Source organism: Burkholderia sp. 572 (assembly GCF_040545135.1).
Taxonomy (GTDB): domain Bacteria; phylum Pseudomonadota; class Gammaproteobacteria; order Burkholderiales; family Burkholderiaceae; genus Burkholderia; species Burkholderia cepacia.
Genome location: NZ_JBEPLH010000002.1, coordinates 296169 through 314140, shown reverse-complemented (window position 1 = coordinate 314140; position 17972 = coordinate 296169). Strand labels below are relative to the sequence as shown.

Here is a 17972-nt window from a genome sequence, read left to right as displayed (position 1 = left end):
GGAAACTGGTGGGTGCTGAGGGGTTCGAACCCCCGACCTACGCCTTGTAAGGGCGCCGCTCTACCAGCTGAGCTAAGCACCCGTTTCCGATTCGTTCTGGCTGCGATCTGCGTTTCGGCATCAACAACCAGCGAGCCCGCAAGTTTAATTCATCCCAGATCATTTTGCCAAGCCCCGGCACGAATATTTTTCACGCTCGCGCATACGATTCCGGGACGCATAAAAAACCCGCGGCCAGGCCGCGGGTTTCGTGAACAACTGTCAGAACGAACGGCGCTCCGATGCTCAGTGCTTGACGAATTCCGTCGAGCCGGCATCCTTCGCCGCATCGGCGACCGGTGCCGCCGCCTTCGCCTCTTCTTCCGGCGGCAGCGGGGTCGGCGAACGCTCGAGCGCGAGTTCAAGCACCTTGTCGATCCAGCGGACCGGCACGATCTCGATCGCGTTCTTCACGTTGTCCGGAATCTCGGCGAGATCCTTGACGTTCTCTTCCGGGATCAGCACGAGCTTGATGCCACCGCGATGCGCTGCGAGCAGCTTCTCCTTCAGGCCGCCGATCGGCAGGACTTCACCACGCAGCGTGATTTCGCCCGTCATCGCGACATCGGCACGCACCGGGATACCCGTCAGCACCGACACCAGCGCGGTCGTCATCGCTCCACCGGCGGACGGACCGTCCTTCGGCGTCGCACCTTCCGGCACGTGGATGTGAATGTCCTGCTTCTCGAACGCTTCGTCCTTGATGCCCAGACGCCGCGAACGCGAGCGCACGACCGAACGTGCCGCCTCGACCGACTCCTTCATCACGTCGCCGAGCGAACCCGTACGGATCACGTTGCCCTTGCCCGGCATCACCGCGGCTTCGATCGTCAGCAGATCGCCACCGACTTCCGTCCACGCGAGGCCCGTCACCTGACCGACCTGGTTTTCCTTCGCCGCGAGGCCGAAGTCGTACTTGCGCACGCCGAGGAAGGTATCGAGGTTCTCGCCGTCGACCTTGATCGCGCCCGATGCCTTCTTCAGCAGCAGCATCTTCACGACCTTGCGGCAAATCTTCGACACTTCCCGCTCGAGCGAACGCACACCGGCTTCGCGCGTGTAGTAGCGGATGATGTCGCGGATCGCCTGCTCGGTGACCTCGATCTCGCCTTCCTTCAGCCCGTTGTTCTTCTTCTGCTTCGGCAGCAGGTAACGCTGGGCAATGCTGACCTTCTCGTCTTCCGTGTAGCCCGACAGACGGATCACTTCCATCCGGTCGAGCAGCGGCGGCGGGATGTTCAGCGAGTTCGACGTCGCGACGAACATCACGTCCGACAGGTCGAAGTCGACTTCGATGTAGTGGTCGGCGAACGTGTGGTTCTGTTCCGGATCGAGCACCTCGAGCAGCGCCGACGACGGATCGCCGCGGAAATCCATGCCCATCTTGTCGACTTCGTCGAGCAGGAAGAGCGGATTGCGCACGCCGACCTTCGTGAGGCTCTGCAGGATCTTGCCCGGCATCGAACCGATATACGTACGACGGTGGCCGCGGATCTCGGCTTCGTCACGCACGCCGCCGAGCGCCATCCGGACGAACTTGCGGTTCGTCGCACGGGCGATCGACTGGCCGAGCGAGGTCTTGCCGACGCCCGGGGGCCCGACGAGGCACAGGATCGGCGCCTTGACCTTGTCCACGCGCTGTTGCACCGCGAGATACTCGAGGATGCGTTCCTTCACCTTCTCGAGGCCGAAGTGATCTTCGTCGAGCACCTGCTCGGCGTTCGACAGGTCGTTGTTGACCTTGCTCTTCTTGCGCCACGGCAGGCCGATCAGCGTGTCGATGTAGTTGCGCACGACGGTGGCTTCCGCCGACATCGGCGACATCAGCTTCAGCTTCTTCAGCTCGGCGTCGGCCTTCTTCTTCGCTTCCTTCGGCATGCGCGCGGCGTTGATGCGCTTCTCGAGCTCCTCGAGATCCGCACCCTCTTCGCCTTCGCCCAGTTCCTTCTGGATCGCCTTGACCTGCTCGTTCAGGTAGTACTCGCGCTGGCTCTTTTCCATCTGGCGCTTCACGCGCCCGCGGATGCGCTTTTCGACCTGCAGGATGTCGATCTCGGCTTCGAGCTGCGCGAGCAGGTGCTCGAGGCGCTCGATGACCGGGAACATCTCGAGGATGTGCTGCTTCTGGTCGAGCTTCAGCGGCAGGCGCTCGGCGATCATGTCGGCGAGGCGGCCGGCTTCGTCGATGCCCGACAGCGACGTGAGGATCTCCGGCGGGATCTTCTTGTTCAGCTTCACGTACTGGTCGAACTGCGACACGATCGCGCGGCGCAGCGCTTCCGTTTCAGCGCTGTCGGCGTGATCGGGCTCGAGCGGCATCACTTCGCAGGAGAATTGCGTTTCCTGCTCTTCGATCGACAACGCCTTCGCGCGCTGCAGGCCCTCGACGAGCACCTTCACGGTGCCGTCCGGCAGCTTCAGCATCTGCAGGATGTTGGCGATACAACCGACCTCGTACATGTCCTTTTCGGTCGGTTCGTCCTTGGCCGCGGTTTTCTGGGCGACAAGCATGATGTGCTTGCCGCCTTCCATCGCTGCTTCGAGGGCCTTGATCGATTTCGGCCGGCCCACGAAGAGCGGAATGACCATGTGCGGGAAAACGACGACATCCCGCAGCGGCAGCAGCGGGAGCGTGATGCGTTCCGGCGGAAGAAGTTGGGTGCCTGACATTTCATTTCCCCATGAGTGGAATCAATTGTTCGGTAATTGAGGCCGCCACAACGAATTGCAAGCCTTCAAGTGCGGGAAATATTCGGTAAGAAAGTAACCACCGCGAGTCGAGTCAGAGTTACCCACAAGATAAACGAAAAAAAGCCGCCCACGGACTCATGAACGGCCTTTTTCGCAGAACATCGTCGGCAAGCCGGTCAGTTCGAACCCGCCACCTTCGGCGTGTCCTCGTAGATCAGCAAAGGCTTGCCGTCGCCATCGATGACGTTTTCGTCGATGATGACCTTGCTGACCCCTTTCATCGTCGGCAGCTCGTACATCACGTCGAGCAACGCCTGTTCGATGATCGAACGCAAACCGCGCGCGCCGGTCTTGCGGCGGATCGCCTTGCGGGCGACTGCCTGCAGCGCGCCCGGCCGGATCTCCAGCTCGACGCGCTCCATCGCGAACAGTTTGTGATACTGCTTGACGAGCGCATTCTTCGGCTCGACCAGGATCTTCATCAGCGCTGCTTCATCGAGCTTGCCGAGCGTCGCGACCACCGGCAGGCGGCCGATCAATTCGGGGATCAGACCGAATTTGATCAGGTCTTCCGGCTCCGTTTCACGCAGCACTTCGCCCGCGTCACGCTCCTGCTTGCTCTTGACCGTCGCACCGAAGCCGATACCGGTTTTCTCGGTACGATCGGTGATCACCTTTTCGAGACCGTCGAACGCACCGCCGCAGATGAACAGGATGTTGGTCGTGTCGACCTGGATGAAATCCTGGTTCGGGTGCTTGCGGCCGCCCTGCGGCGGCACCGACGCCATCGTGCCCTCGACGAGCTTCAGCAGTGCCTGCTGGACGCCCTCGCCCGACACGTCGCGCGTGATCGACGGGTTGTCCGACTTGCGGCTGATCTTGTCGATTTCGTCGATGTAGACGATCCCGCGCTGGGCCTTGTCGACCTCGTAGTTGCAGTTCTGCAACAGCTTCTGGATGATGTTCTCGACGTCCTCGCCAACGTAGCCGGCTTCGGTCAGCGTCGTCGCATCGGCGATCACGAACGGCACGTTGAGCAACCGCGCGAGCGTCTGCGCAAGCAGCGTCTTGCCGGAGCCCGTCGGGCCGATCAGCAGGATGTTGCTCTTCGACAGCTCGACGTCGTCCTTCTTGTCGAGATGCTTCAGGCGCTTGTAGTGGTTGTACACGGCCACCGCGAGGATCTTCTTCGCGCGCTCCTGGCCGATCACGTACTGATCGAGGATGTCGCGAATTTCCTGCGGGCTCGGCAGATCCGACCGGGACAGGCTGGCCTCGACGCCGGCGGCAGCCGCCTCGTCGCGAATGATTTCGTTGCAGAGGTCGATACATTCATCGCAGATGAACACCGACGGACCCGCGATGAGTTTTTTCACCTCATGCTGGCTTTTTCCGCAAAACGAGCAATACAACAGCTTCTCGCTGTTCGAACCTTTTTTGTCCGCCATGAATGTAGAGCCTCCGGACAGGTAAATGACATGATACGCCGAATGCTCCGGGCACCGCGCCTAGGGCGCGACCGGAGCCGACCGGATGCGCTTGCCGCAGATGCTCTGGGCGTTCGGGAAGTCGCAGGGCGCCGCACGAATCGGGGCGGCACCCCACTTAAGCTCACGGGCGCTTCAGCAGCACCTGGTCGATCAGCCCGTACGCCTTCGCATCCTCGCTCGACATGAAGTTATCACGGTCGGTGTCGCGCGCGATGCGTTCGACGTCCTGGCCCGTGTGCTGCGCGAGCAACTGGTTCAGCCGCTCCTTCAGGTAGAGGATTTCGCGCGCCTGGATCTCGATGTCCGATGCCTGGCCGCGTGCGCCGCCGAGCGGCTGGTGAATCATCACGCGCGAGTTCGGCAGCGCGAAACGCTTGCCCTTCGCGCCCGACGCGAGCAGGAACGCGCCCATGCTGGCCGCGAGGCCCATGCACAGCGTCGACACGTCCGGCTTGATGAACTGCATCGTGTCGTAGATCGCCATGCCGGCCGACACCGACCCGCCCGGGCTGTTGATGTACAGGCTGATGTCCTTGTCGGGATTCTCGCTCTCGAGGAACAGCAACTGCGCGACCACGAGGTTGGCGGTCTGGTCGTTCACTTCGCCGACCATGAACACCAGGCGCTCCTTCAGGAGACGCGAATAGATATCGTACGAACGCTCGCCGCGGCCGCTCGTTTCGACGACGATCGGCACCAGCCCCAGCGCTTGCGCCTCGAAACCTTGCGGCGCGTTCGAAGCAAGCATGTCCAGCAATTCAGCGCGAGTGATCATTCAATGAACCTTGTTCGAATGGAAAATTGAACGGAAGGAAGCCGCCCGCTCAATCGCCATATTAATGGCAACCGTGCGCTTGACGTAAAAACGGCGTGCGGGCCGTCGCTCCGACAGCCGGCACGCCGCTAGAGCAACACTTACGCTTGCGCCGATGCGCTCGCGAGTGCTTCGAAGCTCACTTCCTTGTCCGTCACCTTCGCCTTGCCCAGCACGAAATCGACGACGTTGCTTTCAACGACGAACGCTTCCATCTCGGCGAGGCGCTGCTGGTTCGAATAATACCAGCGGACCACTTCCTTCGGGTCTTCGTAGCTCTTCGCGAACTCGTCGACTTCCGCGCGGATCTGTTCCGGCTTCGCTTCGAGGCCGTTCGACTTCACCAGCTCGGCCAGCACGAGGCCCAGCTTCACGCGGCGCTCTGCCTGCTCGGTGAACATCTCGGCCGGGATCGGTGCGTCCTTCGCGTTCGGCACGCCGCGCTGCGCCAGATCCTGGCGAGCCATTTCGACGAGGCGTTGCTGGTCCTGCTCGATCAGCGCCTTCGGCACGTCGAGTTCGGAGATCTTCAGCAGCGCGTCCATCACCTGGTTCTTGACGATCGATTGCGTGCGGCGCTTCGCTTCGCGCTCGAGGTTTTCCTTGATCTCGGCGCGCATCTTCGCGAGATCGCCGTCTTCGATGCCGAGCGACTTCGCGAATTCACCGTCGATTTCCGGCAGGTGCGGCCACTCGATCTTCTTCATCGTGACCGTGAACTGGGCCGTTTTGCCTGCCACGTCCTTGCCGTGGTAGTCGTCCGGGAACTTCAGGTCGAACGTGCGCGCTTCGCCGACCTTCAGGCCCAGCGCCGCGGTTTCGAATTCCGGCAGCATGCGGCCTTCGCCGAGCACGAACGGGAAATCTTCGGCCGTGCCGCCCTGGAACGCGACGTCGTCGATCTTGCCGACGAAGTCGACCGTCACGCGGTCGCCGTTCTTCGCTGCGGTGTCCGCGCCGCCGTCGCCGTGCTCGCCGGCTTCGCCGCGTGCGTGGAAGTGCACGCGCTGCTTGCGCAGGATGTCCAGCGTGCGGTCGATTTCGGCGTCGCCGATCGACGTCGTCGAGCGCTCGACTTCAGCCGTCGCCAGATCGCCGATCTTGACTTCCGGGTAGACCTCGAACGTCGCGTCGAACGCGTATGCATCTTCAGCCTGCTCCTGCTTCGGCTCGAAGCTCGGCTGGCCGGCGACGCGCAGGTTTTCCGCGCGGCTGATCGTGAAGAATTCCTGGCCGATCTTGTCGCTCAGCACTTCCGCTTCGACCTGACCCGCGTACTGTTGCGCGACCATCTTCAGCGGCACCTTGCCCGGGCGGAAACCCGGCATGCGCACGTTCTTCGCGAGTTTCTGGATACGGGCGTCGATTTCCTTCTGCACGGTGTCTTTCGGCAGGGAAATCGTCACGCGGCGTTCAAGCTTGCCGAGGTTCTCAACAACGTTAGCCATGGCTTCAATCGTCCTAAAATTATTCGAGCGAATCGGGTTTTCCTTGCCGTGCCTGCCTGCGGCGTGATGTGCGTCACATACACTCGCCGCGCCGGAGCGCCACGCCATCCCTGCACGCGCCGAATGGCTAGCGCAAGCGGCTCGGAGCACGGCTTTGGCCGGAAGAATCGACTATTCTAGCAAACAATTTTCCTCACACCGCCAGATCGGCGCGACGCGCGTGCGTCCGCACCGCGCCGGCAGCCCTTCGCACGGCAATGCGCGCGGATCGCCGCTATGCCGCATGGCGTATCCACCACGGGCCCGCCATCCTGTAAGCTCCGAATGAGGTGCACCGCCGTCGCGCCCCAATATTCTTCACACCAATCACGCCTTCCGGAGACACCATGCCGCAACACCCGTCCGCGCCTGTCGTCGTCATCGCGCCCGATTCGTTCAAAGGCTCGCTTTCCGCCGAGCAGGTCGCGGACGCGATCGCCACCGGCATCCGCCGCGCCCGGCCCGACGCCGTCGTGCGCTGCTGCCCGATGGCCGACGGCGGCGAAGGCACGCTCGACGCGATGCTGGCAGGCGGCGGCACGCGGCGCACGCTGCGGGTAGCCGGTGCGTCGCTCGCGGCGCGCGACGCGGCGGTCGGCGTGATCGACGCGCGCACCGCGATCGTCGAAACGGCCGAGATCGTCGGCATCACGGACCCGGTCGGCATGAGCGTGCCGGTCGACGCGCGCAGCACGCGCGGGATGGGCGAGGCGGTCCGCACGCTGCTCGACGAAGGCGTGCGCCGCTTCTTCGTCGCGCTGGGCGGCAGCAGCACCAACGACGCGGGCGCCGGGCTGCTCGCAGGCCTCGGCCTGCAGTGCTTCGACGCGGGCGGCCAGCCGGTCGAGCCCGTGCCGTCGCGGCTCGCCGACATCGCGCGCGTCGACGCGTCGGGGCTCGACCCACGGCTGAAGGAAACCGAATTCATCGGCATGTCCGACGTCGACAACCCGCTGACGGGCGCGCACGGCGCAACCGCCGTATTCGGCCCGCAAAAGGGCGTGACGCCCGAGCAGGTCGCCACCCTCGACGCCGCACTCGCCCGCTTCGCCGACCTGCTCGAAGGCGCGCTCGACCGTCGCGGCCGCGACCTGCCGGGCGCCGGTGCCGCGGGCGGCCTCGGATTCGCGCTGCACATGCTCGGCGCGCAATTCGAAGCGGGGGCCGAGGTGGTCGCGCGGCAGGTCGGGCTCGACGCGGCGCTCGCCGGCGCGGGCTGGCTGATCACCGGCGAAGGCCGCTCCGACGTACAAACGCTGCACGGCAAGGCGCCGTTCATCGCGTGCCGCCACGCGCAGGCCGCGGGCGTGCCCGCGTCGCTGCTGTCCGGCGCGGTCGACCCGGCCGCGCTGCCGCGCCTGTCCGAACATTTTTCCGGCTGCTTCTCGCCGGCTCCCGGGCCGATCACGCTCGACGTCGCGATCCGCGACGCGGCCAATCTGCTCGCGAACGAAGCGGAGCAATTGACACGCCTGAAGTACGGCGCACACTGACCGTTGACCCGAGCGCGCGATACAGGAACAATCGGGCCCGCCCTTTTTCTTCAGGATTCGACATGAAAGGCCGTCAAGCCGGGCTCGATCAGTTTCTGACCTATCGCCTCCACGCGCTCACGAAGCGATCCGACCGCGGGATCGGCGAGGTGTACCGGCACAAGCTCGACATCTCGCTGCCCGAGGCGCGCGTGATCGCCGCCGTCGGCGCCTTCGGCCCGTTCTCGATCATGGATCTGGCGCGCCACACCAATCTCGACAAGAGCCAGGCGAGCCGGGCAGCCGAAGCGCTGCTGCGCCAGGGGCTGCTCGAACGCAGCGCAAGCGAGGAAGATGGCCGGATCGTGTTGATCGCGCTGACCGCCGACGGCCGCGCGCTGCATCGCAAGATCATGCCGATCGTGCGCAAGTGGAACGATGGCTTGCTCGCATGCCTGTCCGACAGCGAACGCCAGACATTCGAGCGGCTGCTCGACAAGGTCGTCGCGCACGCGATCGAGCGGGACGACTGACCGGCACGCGGGCACGACGCCCGCGGTATCGATCCGATTTGATCCGATGAATTCGACGGGCCGCCCCGGTCGCCACATCAGCGACGCGGGCGGCCCGCTTTGCGTGATGCGCTGCGCGCGGCAACGGGATTGCAGCGCGCCACGTCGCCGGCATCGCGCATGCAGCGGCCCTCCCGCACTTATAGCCCGCTGTTCGTCGCCCGCTGGCGCAGCAGCCCGAGCACCGCGTCGCAATACGGAGTCGGCACGTCGAGCTTGCGCCCGAGCTCGGGAAACACACCGAGGATCGGCCCGATCTCGAGCGCGCGGCCCGCCTCGAAATCCTGCAGCATCGACGTCTTGAACGCACCGAGCTTGCGCGTGACCGCAATCCGCTCGGGCCCGCTCATCCCCGTCGACAGGCCGAGCTTCGCGCCGATCGCGGCCGCCTCCTCCATCATCCGCAGCGCGAGACCCTGCGTGAACGGATCGTCGAGCAGCTGCTCGGCCGTCGACCCCGTCAGCGCGCTCAGCGGATTCATGTTCATGTTGCCCCACAGCTTCGTCCAGATCTCGGCCCGGATCGCCGGCGTCGACTCGACGTCGAAACCGCCCGCCGCGAGCGCCGCGGCAAACCGGGCAGCGGCCGTATCGAGCCGCGCATCGGGCGCCCCGACGATCAGCCGGTTGCCGCGCCCGCGGCGCACGACGCCCGGCGCGTCGGTACTCGACGACAGGTGGACGACGCACCCGATCGCCTGCGCGGGCGGCAACGCCGCCGACACCGCGCCGGCCGGGTCGACCGCGTCGAGCGGCACCCCGTCGAGCGCACCTTCGAGCCCGTGCGTGAACCACCACGGCAGCCCGTTCATCGCCGCGACGATCACGGTGTCCGGCCCGACCAGCGGCGCGATGCGCGCGGCCAATGCCGGCAGTGCCTGTGCCTTCAGCGCGATCACCACGTAGTCCTGCACGCCGAGCGCGGCCGCATCGTCACTCGCTCGCACCGGAACCGACGACGACGTGCCCGCCTCGTCGATCACGCGCACGCCGTGCGCGTTCAGCGCGTCGAGCGTCGCGCCGCGCGCGTACGCGCTCACGGTCATCCCGGCCCGCGACAACGCGGCCGCGAGCAATCCGCCGATCGCGCCGACCCCGACCACCGCCGCGCGCACCGACCCTGAATTCGTGTCGTTCATGATGGAATTCCGTCTCCTGGGAGCTGACGAGCATAACGCTCAATGGTTGCGGGCACAACCATTCACGCGCCCCGTGCGACGCACGGCGTTCGCATGCGTCAGCGCGGCTCGCCGCCGGCTTCCACCGGTTCGTCGTCGGCCGCGCCGCCCGTCGCGCCGAGCACGCCGGCGATCTGGCTCTTGTCGTGCATGCCGAGCTTGCGGTACGCGCAGCGCAGGTAGTGGCGCACGGTCGTCGGCGAAATCGCCATCTGTTGCGCGACTTCCTTGTGCGAGCGCCCGGCGCCGTAATAGCGGATCGCCGCGAGCTCGCGCGGGCTCAGGCGGTCGAGCAGCGAGCGCGGCCGCGCCTCGATCTGGAACAGCCCCGCAACCGGCACGCACTGGATCCGCAACGCATCGCCGACGAACGCCTGGCCCGGCTGGCGCCGCAGGTGCGCAACGAGCGGCTCCGGCACGCGTGCACCGGCCCATGCCGGCCATTCGGTGCGCAGCACGTCGTCGAAACCATGATCGGCGTGATGCAGCACACCGAAGTTGTCGCACAACGCGCGGGCGGCCGGCGCAACCGCATCGCCGCGCTCGCGCGTGAGCTGCGCGGCGCGATTGATGGTCAGCGCCGCCGCGAGATGCGGAATCACTTCCTCGAAACGGCGTGCATCGTCATCGCTGAACGGGCGGTTCAGGCCCTGACGGTAGATCGACATGAACGTCGTCAGGCCGAAACGGCGATCGAGCGTGCACACGCACATCAGTTGCGCGAGCCCGTACTTCACGCACCAGTCGCGAAACCGTGCATCGAGCCCCGGCTCGACGACCGACAGCCGCACCGCATGGCCGTGTGCGCCGCGCAGCGTGCGGTGCGCGAGCGGGTCGCAATCGCGCACGCGCTTCCAGTCGCTGAAGAACGCGTGCGGCAGACGGTACAGGAAGCTGTTGTGCATCACCGGGCCGGTCGGCACATGCGTCGCGACGCCTGTCCACGCGGCGTCGAACGGAATGAGCGCCTGCAGCAGCGAAAAGAAGCGGTATTCGAATTCGCCGATGCCGGACCGCGCGGCAACCGCGTACAGGTCGAGCAGCATCAACCCGAGTTCGCGCTGCGATGCATCGCCGCGCGTGACGCCGTCGAAATCCGCACGCCGGGACGGCAGCGGCGGCCAGGCGAAGTCGTCGAGCACGATGGCTGCCGGCACGTCACGCAGCGCTTCGAGATCCTGCCCGATATCCGTCGTGATCCTCACCTTCCGCTCCCCTGCCCGATCGGGCTGCTGACGTGCGCAACGACACCGGCCGATTATAGCGACCGGCTTTTTTGACGGGCCCCGGTGCCGGAACCGGCGCCAGCCCCATCCATTTGAACGGTGCGCGGCACGTTGCTGCTCCCCAGCACGCCGCGCGACGCCAGCGCGTCGCGACCATGCCGCGCACCTCGGGTTTTCCGCACCGTTCATCTGTACGACTGTTCGAAGGTTTTCCCGCTGCGGACACTGCGTCGCGACAACACCAACGACAAACCGATGCAGGACGGTATGGAGAACCCCACGTGACGAAACCCCGCTTCATCCGCACGGCCGCGGCCGTCGCGACGCTTGCCGCGTGCGGCGCCGGCGCGCATGCGCAGTCGACCCTCACGCTGTACGGCGCGCTCGATGCCGGCGTGCAATACCTGACGCATGCCGACGGGCGCCGTTCGGCCGTGCAGTTGCAGAACTACGGCATCCTGCCTTCTCAGGTCGGGCTGAAGGGCAACGAGGATCTCGGCGGCGGCTGGCGTGCGCTGTTCAAGCTCGAACAGGGCCTCAACCTCAACGACGGCACCGCGACCGCGCCCGGCTACGCGTTCTTCCGCGGCGCGTACGTCGGCATCGCCGGGCCCGCGGGCACCGTCACGCTCGGCCGTCAGTTCAGCGTGCTGTTCGACAAGACGCTGTTCTACGACCCGCTCTGGTATGCGTCGTACAGCGGCCAGGGCGTCATCGTGCCGATGAACGCGAACTTCATCGACCACTCCGTCAAGTACCAGTCGCCGACGTTCGCCGGCTTCGACGTCGAGGCGCTTGCCGCGACGTCCGGCGTCGCCGGCAATACGCGCGCCGGACGCGTACTCGAACTCGGCGGCCAGTACACGAGCAACGGCCTGTCGGTCAGCGCGGTGCTGCATCAGGCACACGGCGAGGTATCGGCGGCCGACGACACGTCGGCGCGCCGCCGCGAACTCGGCACGCTCGCCGCACGCTATGCGTTCGCCGCGCTGCCGCTCATCGTCTATGCAGGTGTCGAACGCCTGACCGGCGACCTCGACGCCGCGCGCACGATCGTCTGGGGCGGTGCGCGCTACCTGACACCGAACGGGATCGGCCTGAACGCGGGCGTCTACCACACCGACTCGCGCGCGCCGGCCATCGGCCACCCGACGCTGTTCATCGCGAGCACCACGTATGCGCTGTCGAAACGCACCGTCGCCTACGTGAACCTCGGCTATGCGCGCAACAGCGGCCAGAGTTCGCAGACCGTCTACGAATACGACCCGACGCCGCTCGCCGGCGCATCGCAGTTCGGCGCGATGGTCGGCATGTACCACCTGTTCTGATTCCCCACACGAGACCCCGCCATGAAAACCCTGTCCTCGGATGCCGCACTCCCGCCCGACGGCCGCGCATCGGCCTTCGCGCGCTCGACGCTCGTCGCGCTCGTCGTGTTCGCGGCCATCACGCCGCTGCTGCTGCTCGTGGCGCCCGCCGTCGCCGGCCAGCTCGCGACGCAGCTCGGGCTGTCCGCCTCGCAGATCGGCACCTACTTCTTCGTCGAACTCGGCGCGTTCAGCCTCGCGACCGTGCCGTCGTACCTGTGGCTCGGTCGCATCGACGCACGCCGCGTGGCCGCGTTCGCCATCGCGCTGTTCGGCGCGGGCAACCTGCTGACCGCGCTGTGGATGCCGGGCTTCGTCGCCCTGCTCGCACTGCGCGCCGTGACCGCGCTCGGCGGCGGTTCGCTGATGGTGCTCTGCATGACGAGCGCCGCAACGAGCGAGAACAACGACCGCGTGTACGGCCTGTGGGTCGTCGGCCAGTTGATCGCGGGCGCGATCGGCCTGTTCGTGCTGCCGCACGTGTTCGCGGCATTCGGGCTGCGCGCGCTGTACGTCGCGCTCGCCGGGCTCGCGCTGCTCGCCGCGCCGCTGTCGCGCGGCTTCCCGTCATCGCTGGGCGCGCGAACCGCGCCTGCGCAACACGCGCGCGGCGCGGCGGCACGGACGCCGCAAGGCTTGATCGTGCTCGCGATCGGCGCGGTACTGACGTTCTATCTCGCGATCGGCAGCGTGTGGACGTTCGCGAGCCGTGCCGCGGCCGAAGCCGGGCTCGATCCGCAGTCGACCGGCAACGTACTCGCGATCGCGAGCGTGATGGGCATCGCCGGCGCGGCGCTCGCGTCGTGCGCGGGCGGCCGGCTCGCGCGGCGCGCCATGCTGACGGCCGGTTACGCGCTGCTGGCGGCCTCGCTCGTCGCGCTCGCCGTGATGCGGCAAGCCGGCGGTTACAGCGCGGCGATCTTCGCGTTCAAGTTCGCGTGGACATTCGTCCTGCCGTTCATCCTCGCGACCGTCGCGCAGATCGATACGTCGGGCCGCCTCGTGGCCACGCTCAATTTCGTGATCGGCGCCGGCCTCGCTGCCGGCCCGTTGCTCGCCGGGCTGATGCTCGACGCCGGCGGCACGATGCACGCGCTGTTCACGATCGCGACGGCCGTCGCGATCGTGTCTTTCGCCGCGCTGCGCCACATCGATCGCCGCACGCACGCCTCCGTTTCCTCCCAACCGTGACAGGTCTCGCACATCCATGAATCGCACTGCCTTTTTTACCGACGAACGCACTTTCTGGCACACCGGCGGCACGCATGCGCTGTTCTTCCCGGTCGGCGGCTGGGTCCAGCCGCCGTCGAGCGCGGGCTACGCGGAATCGCCCGATTCGAAGCGCCGTTTCCTGTCGCTCGTGCAGGCCTCGGGCCTGGCCGCGCAGCTCGACCTGCGCGGCGCCGAACCGGCAACGACCGCCGACCTGCTGCGCATTCATCCCGCGCACTATCTCGACGCGTTCCGCGCACTCAGCGACGCGAACGGCGGCGACCTCGGCGATCTCGCGCCGTTCGGCAAAGGGAGCTACGAGATCGCCGCGCTGTCTGCCGGCCTTGCGATCGCGGCCGTCGATACGGTCGTCGGCGAGCGCGCGGCCAACGCGTTTTCGCTGTCGCGGCCGCCCGGTCACCACTGCCTGCGCGATCGCCCGATGGGCTTCTGCATGCTGGCGAACATCCCGATCGCGATCGAGGCCGCCCGCGCGAAACACGGCGTCGAGCGCGTCGCGGTGATCGACTGGGACGTGCATCACGGCAACGGCACGCAGTCGATCTACTACGACGATCCGGACACGCTGACGATCTCGCTGCACCAGGACCGCTGCTTCCCGCCCGGCTATAGCGGCGCGGACGATCGTGGCGAAGGCGCGGGCGTCGGCGCGAACCTGAACGTGCCGCTGCTCGCGGGCAGCGGCGACGATGCCTATCGCTACGCGTTCGAGCGGATCGTGCTGCCGGCGCTGGCGCGTTTCCGGCCCGAGCTGATCTTCGTCGCCAGCGGCCTCGACGCGAGCGCGGTCGATCCGCTCGCGCGCATGCAGTTGCATACCGCCAGCTATCGGTTCATGACGCGTGCGGTGAAGGATGCCGCGCAGCGCCATTGCGGCGGGCGGCTCGTGATCGTTCACGAAGGCGGCTATTCGGAGGCATACGTACCGTTCTGCGGGCTCGCGATCGTCGAGGAACTGGCCGGCATTCGTACCGACGTCGCCGATCCTATGCTCGACCTCGCGATCGCGCAGCAGCCGGGCGAGCGGTTCATCGCGTTCCAGCGCGGGCTGCTCGACGAACTGGCGGCGTCGTTCGGGTTGTAATGCGCGCTGACGAACGCGCCGGGGCCGGCCGGCGGCGGCCCTCTTGCGCGATCGGAGCGGATGGGGTCTCCTGTGCCTTTATTCCCGTTCCGGCCCGAAGCCGTACTCTTCCGATGAAATCGTCCCCGCGCGACAACAATGACGATGCCAAGACGCGCCGCCAGCCTTCGAAACTGGCCCTGAACATCGCCGCCGTGACGGTCGGCCTCATCACGTTCGCGCTCGGCGCGGCGTGGGTGATCTATAGCTGGATCGTCGATCGCGAGGCGCAGTATTTCGCGATCCCGCTGGTTTTTTCGGTGCCGGTGATCGTGGCGGTTGCAATCCGGAGTTTCTGGGAATAGACGCGCCTGAAACGGCGAAGCGCCGCGCGTCGGGTGACGCGCGGCGCTTCGTCGGGCTTGTTCCGGATAACGCGGCGAGCCGCTCGACTCGCCTGCGCGCCGGTCACAGGCCGGGACGCGGGCACGGATTGGAGACCGCGCCCTGATACCCACCGGTGACGGCGCCCAGCACGGCGCCGGCCAGCGACGTACCGAGCGCTTTCAGCACGTTTTCGGTCGACAGCGACTCGCCGCCCGCCATCACCCGCCCCGAGTACGCAGAGCACGCCGACGTCGATGCAGCCGCGTGCACCGGTCTGGCGCTCCACGCGACGTTGTCGGCAGGTGTATTGGCAAGCGCCGGCGCGGCCAGCATCAGCGCCAGAACGGAAATCGGGATGCGTACGGTGTTTTTCATCGGTGGCCCCTCGGTGTTCTCGTACTTCTCGTATTCGATCGCGCTGACGATATTACATGCGGCCGAATTTGAGGGTGCGCTCCTCGTACGGGCTGCACGTCCGCGAACAAGACAGGCATCAACAAAAAAAGCGCTGCGGTCAGCCGACCGGCAGCGCTTTTTCGGGAACAGCACCCCGACGAGTGCATGTTCGACTTCTGGTGCGTGAGGCCGGACTCGAACCGGCACACCCTTGCGGGCGTCAGGACCTAAACCTGGTGCGTCTACCAATTTCGCCACTCACGCGCATTTTCTGTCGCCTGACTACGCGGCACGCAAGATGTGTTGCCGCGCGCCCGGGACATCGCGCCGGCCTCGAGCCGGCACGCCCGATCAGGCGAGCGCGAGATTCTACCCGATCCGGGCGGCGTTGTCTCGCCCCGCCGGCACCCGTCGTGCGGCGGTGCTAGAATGCCGCGCTCGACGTTTCGGCACCGCGCCGCCGCGCGTCCCCCGAACCCGCCCCCACACGATTCCGCCCGTGAACTTCGACGTCTACTGTCAGCAAAAGGCCGCCCCTGCGGGCTCCAGCGTCTACTACGCGTTGCGTCAGGCGCCGCTCGCCACGCAACCGCGCCTGACCGCGCTGTTCGCGCTGCGCCGCGAACTCGAGGAAACCGTCAAGGAAACCAGCGACCCGACCGTCGGACACACGAAGCTCGCGTGGTGGCACAAGGAACTCGCGGCGCTGGCCGACGGACAGCCGTCGCATCCGGTCACGAAGGCGCTCGCGCAGCATCACCCAGCGATCACCGCCGAAGCCGACGCGTTGCGCACGCTCGTCAACGGCTACGGGATGGATCTCGAACAGGCGCGCTACCTCGATTTCGCGAATCTGCAGCGCTACATCGCGCAGGTCGGCGGCACCTTCGCGTCGCTGGTCGCGCGCGCCAGTTCGGCGAACCCCGCCGACCCGCAGCCGTGGGCCGCGGACGCCGGGCGCGCGCTGATGCTCGCGCAGTTCGTGCAGGAACTCGGCAACGACGCGCGCCACGGCCGCATCTACCTGCCGATCGACGAACTGCAGCGCTACAACGTGACGGCGGCCGACCTGCTGAACCGTCGCTACAGCCCCGCGTTCACCGAGCTGCTGCAATTCCAGACGGCACGGGCGCGCGAAGCGCTTGCGGCCGCCGAAGCGGCGATCCCCGCATCCGGGCGCCGCGCACAGCGCACGCTGCGCGCGCAGATCGCACTGGCCGGCGCGCTGCTCGACGAAATCGAGCGCGACGACTACCAGGTGCTGCACCAGCGCATTGCACTGACGCCGATCCGCAAGCTGTGGATCGCGTGGCGCGCCGCGCGCCGCCGCTGAACGTCACGACGCATCACGCCTTCAACAACGGCAGCGTGTCGAAGCGCTGCTGCAGCACGCGCGTCGCATCGAGCCCCCACCACGGCCCGAGCACGGTCGCATAAAGCTGGCGGAAATCGACCGCGACCGGCAGGTTGCCGTTGCCGTCGAGCCGCCCGAGCGCCGGCGGTGCGCCGTACAGCCCGCCGGCCACGCGACCGCCCATCACGAAATGCGGCGCGGCCGTGCCGTGATCGGTGCCGTTGCTCTGGTTCTCCCGCACGCGCCGCCCGAATTCCGCATACGTCATCACGAGCGTCTGGTTCCAGCGCCCGAGTTCGATCAATGCGCCGCGCATCGCGCTCATCCCTTCCGCGAACTGCTTGAGCAGCGCGGCCTGCTGCCCCGGCTGGTTCTGGTGCGTGTCGAAGCCGTTGAGCGTCAGGCGCAGCACCGCGACACCATCCTGCGCGCCGGGCCCGGACGCTTCGCACGCGGCCAGCACCTGCATCGCAGTCTTCACCGACGTGCCGAACGCGCCGGCCGGAAAAGCCGTCCGGAATTCGCGCATCCCGCCGCGCGGGCGCAGCCGGTCGGCGGCCTTCACGATGTCGTTCTCGACGTCGATGATGTGTGCGAGCGCGGGGTTCTGTTCGCGCAGCGACGACGGCTCGGCGAGGCGGGCCGCACGGATGAACTGCGCGGGATTGACGAGCGCGATCGCGCGCGCGCCGTTCGCGAGCGGCCCCATCTCGGCGCTGCCGAGCACGACGCCGTCCGCCGCGAACCCGGGCGGCACCGGCGCCTGCGCGAACGTCCGCGTGAGCCAGCCTTCGTGCAGGTACTGGTCGGAGCGTGACGCGGTATCCCAGATCTCGATCGAGCGGAAATGCGACAGGTTCGGCTGCGGATAACCGACGCCCTGCACGACCGCGACCTGCCCGTCACGCCACAGCGGCATCAGCGGCGCGAGCGACGGATGCAGCCCCGTGTGCGCGTCGAGTTGCAGCACCTGCTCGCGCTTGATGCCGATGCTGCGCCGGAACTGGTAATACAGCGGATCGGCATACGGCACCACCGTGTTGAGGCCATCGTTGCCGCCCTTCAGCTCGACGAGGATCAGCACGTTCGCATACCCTGCCGCCGGCTGACGTCCGGTCGCAGCCATCGCGGGCGCCTGCCACAGCGACACGCCGGCTGCGGCCGCGGCGCCCGTCAGCGTCAGAAAATCACGTCGGTTCATCG

At 66.8% G+C, this 17972-nt stretch carries 15 protein-coding genes and 2 tRNA genes; 7 read left to right on the top strand and 10 right to left on the bottom strand.

Annotated features, from left to right (window positions below; translation table 11 throughout):
- Nucleotides 1-6: 6 nt before the first annotated feature.
- From ABIC51_RS05115 to tig, 5 genes are all read right to left on the bottom strand, one after another.
- Nucleotides 7-82: transfer RNA gene (locus ABIC51_RS05115), tRNA-Val, on the bottom strand.
- Nucleotides 83-285: 203 nt separating this feature from the next.
- Entirely contained in the window at nucleotides 286-2709 is a 2424-nt protein-coding gene (gene lon / locus ABIC51_RS05110) for an endopeptidase La (protein ID WP_011352361.1), read from the bottom strand.
- A gap of 197 nt (nucleotides 2710-2906) precedes the next feature.
- Nucleotides 2907-4178 (bottom strand): ATP-dependent Clp protease ATP-binding subunit ClpX, encoded by a 1272-nt coding sequence (gene clpX / locus ABIC51_RS05105; RefSeq protein ID WP_006489345.1) that lies wholly within the window; start codon nucleotides 4176-4178, stop codon nucleotides 2907-2909.
- Nucleotides 4179-4341: 163 nt separating this feature from the next.
- Entirely contained in the window at nucleotides 4342-4995 is a 654-nt protein-coding gene (clpP, locus tag ABIC51_RS05100; RefSeq protein WP_010092137.1) for an ATP-dependent Clp endopeptidase proteolytic subunit ClpP, read from the bottom strand.
- 140 nt (nucleotides 4996-5135) lie between these two features.
- Nucleotides 5136-6482: a trigger factor gene (gene tig, locus ABIC51_RS05095; RefSeq protein ID WP_027787157.1), complete on the bottom strand. Its 1347-nt coding sequence runs from the start codon at nucleotides 6480-6482 to the stop codon at nucleotides 5136-5138.
- Between the two features lie 386 nt (nucleotides 6483-6868).
- On the opposite strand from tig, the gene ABIC51_RS05090 reads away from it, so the two are divergent.
- Together ABIC51_RS05090 and ABIC51_RS05085 are read left to right on the top strand one after the other, a co-directional pair.
- Nucleotides 6869-8014: a glycerate kinase gene (locus ABIC51_RS05090; protein WP_060206004.1), complete on the top strand. Its 1146-nt coding sequence runs from the start codon at nucleotides 6869-6871 to the stop codon at nucleotides 8012-8014.
- 62 nt (nucleotides 8015-8076) lie between these two features.
- The gene (locus ABIC51_RS05085; protein WP_021160399.1) at nucleotides 8077-8526 is read left to right on the top strand and encodes a MarR family winged helix-turn-helix transcriptional regulator; all 450 of its coding nucleotides are present in this window, start codon (nucleotides 8077-8079) and stop codon (nucleotides 8524-8526) included.
- Between the two features lie 179 nt (nucleotides 8527-8705).
- On the opposite strand, the gene ABIC51_RS05080 is transcribed toward ABIC51_RS05085, so the two are convergent.
- Entirely contained in the window at nucleotides 8706-9704 is a 999-nt protein-coding gene (locus ABIC51_RS05080) for a 2-dehydropantoate 2-reductase (protein ID WP_027787155.1), read from the bottom strand.
- A 98-nt stretch (nucleotides 9705-9802) separates the two neighbouring features.
- Nucleotides 9803-10948 carry a helix-turn-helix transcriptional regulator gene (locus tag ABIC51_RS05075; RefSeq protein WP_060358428.1) on the bottom strand — a complete coding sequence of 382 codons (1146 nt, stop codon included), beginning with the start codon at nucleotides 10946-10948 and terminating at the stop codon, nucleotides 9803-9805.
- 302 nt (nucleotides 10949-11250) lie between these two features.
- Between ABIC51_RS05075 and ABIC51_RS05070 the strand changes: the two genes are divergently transcribed.
- From ABIC51_RS05070 to ABIC51_RS05055, 4 genes are all read left to right on the top strand, one after another.
- Nucleotides 11251-12297: a porin gene (locus tag ABIC51_RS05070; protein WP_175899069.1), complete on the top strand. Its 1047-nt coding sequence runs from the start codon at nucleotides 11251-11253 to the stop codon at nucleotides 12295-12297.
- A 21-nt stretch (nucleotides 12298-12318) separates the two neighbouring features.
- Nucleotides 12319-13527 (top strand): MFS transporter, encoded by a 1209-nt coding sequence (locus ABIC51_RS05065; protein WP_175899066.1) that lies wholly within the window; start codon nucleotides 12319-12321, stop codon nucleotides 13525-13527.
- Nucleotides 13528-13543: 16 nt separating this feature from the next.
- Complete coding sequence (locus ABIC51_RS05060) at nucleotides 13544-14653, top strand: histone deacetylase-like amidohydrolase (protein WP_175899058.1); 1110 nt, start codon at nucleotides 13544-13546, stop codon at nucleotides 14651-14653.
- Nucleotides 14654-14766: 113 nt separating this feature from the next.
- Nucleotides 14767-14997: a hypothetical protein gene (locus ABIC51_RS05055; RefSeq protein ID WP_021160392.1), complete on the top strand. Its 231-nt coding sequence runs from the start codon at nucleotides 14767-14769 to the stop codon at nucleotides 14995-14997.
- A gap of 103 nt (nucleotides 14998-15100) precedes the next feature.
- On the opposite strand, the gene ABIC51_RS05050 is transcribed toward ABIC51_RS05055, so the two are convergent.
- Both ABIC51_RS05050 and ABIC51_RS05045 read right to left on the bottom strand, forming a co-directional pair.
- Nucleotides 15101-15568 (bottom strand): hypothetical protein, encoded by a 468-nt coding sequence (locus ABIC51_RS05050; protein ID WP_226128706.1) that lies wholly within the window; start codon nucleotides 15566-15568, stop codon nucleotides 15101-15103.
- Nucleotides 15569-15592: 24 nt separating this feature from the next.
- Nucleotides 15593-15679: transfer RNA gene (locus ABIC51_RS05045), tRNA-Leu, on the bottom strand.
- A 235-nt stretch (nucleotides 15680-15914) separates the two neighbouring features.
- Between ABIC51_RS05045 and hpnD the strand changes: the two genes are divergently transcribed.
- A complete protein-coding gene (gene hpnD, locus ABIC51_RS05040) occupies nucleotides 15915-16748 on the top strand; it encodes a presqualene diphosphate synthase HpnD (protein ID WP_146252809.1) in 834 nt (277 codons plus the stop codon).
- A 13-nt stretch (nucleotides 16749-16761) separates the two neighbouring features.
- Here the strand turns inward: hpnD and ABIC51_RS05035 are convergent, their stop codons facing one another.
- Nucleotides 16762-17970, bottom strand: coding sequence for a DUF1501 domain-containing protein (locus ABIC51_RS05035; protein ID WP_027787148.1), 1209 nt, complete (start codon nucleotides 17968-17970; stop codon nucleotides 16762-16764).
- Between the last annotated feature and the right edge of the window lie 2 nt (nucleotides 17971-17972).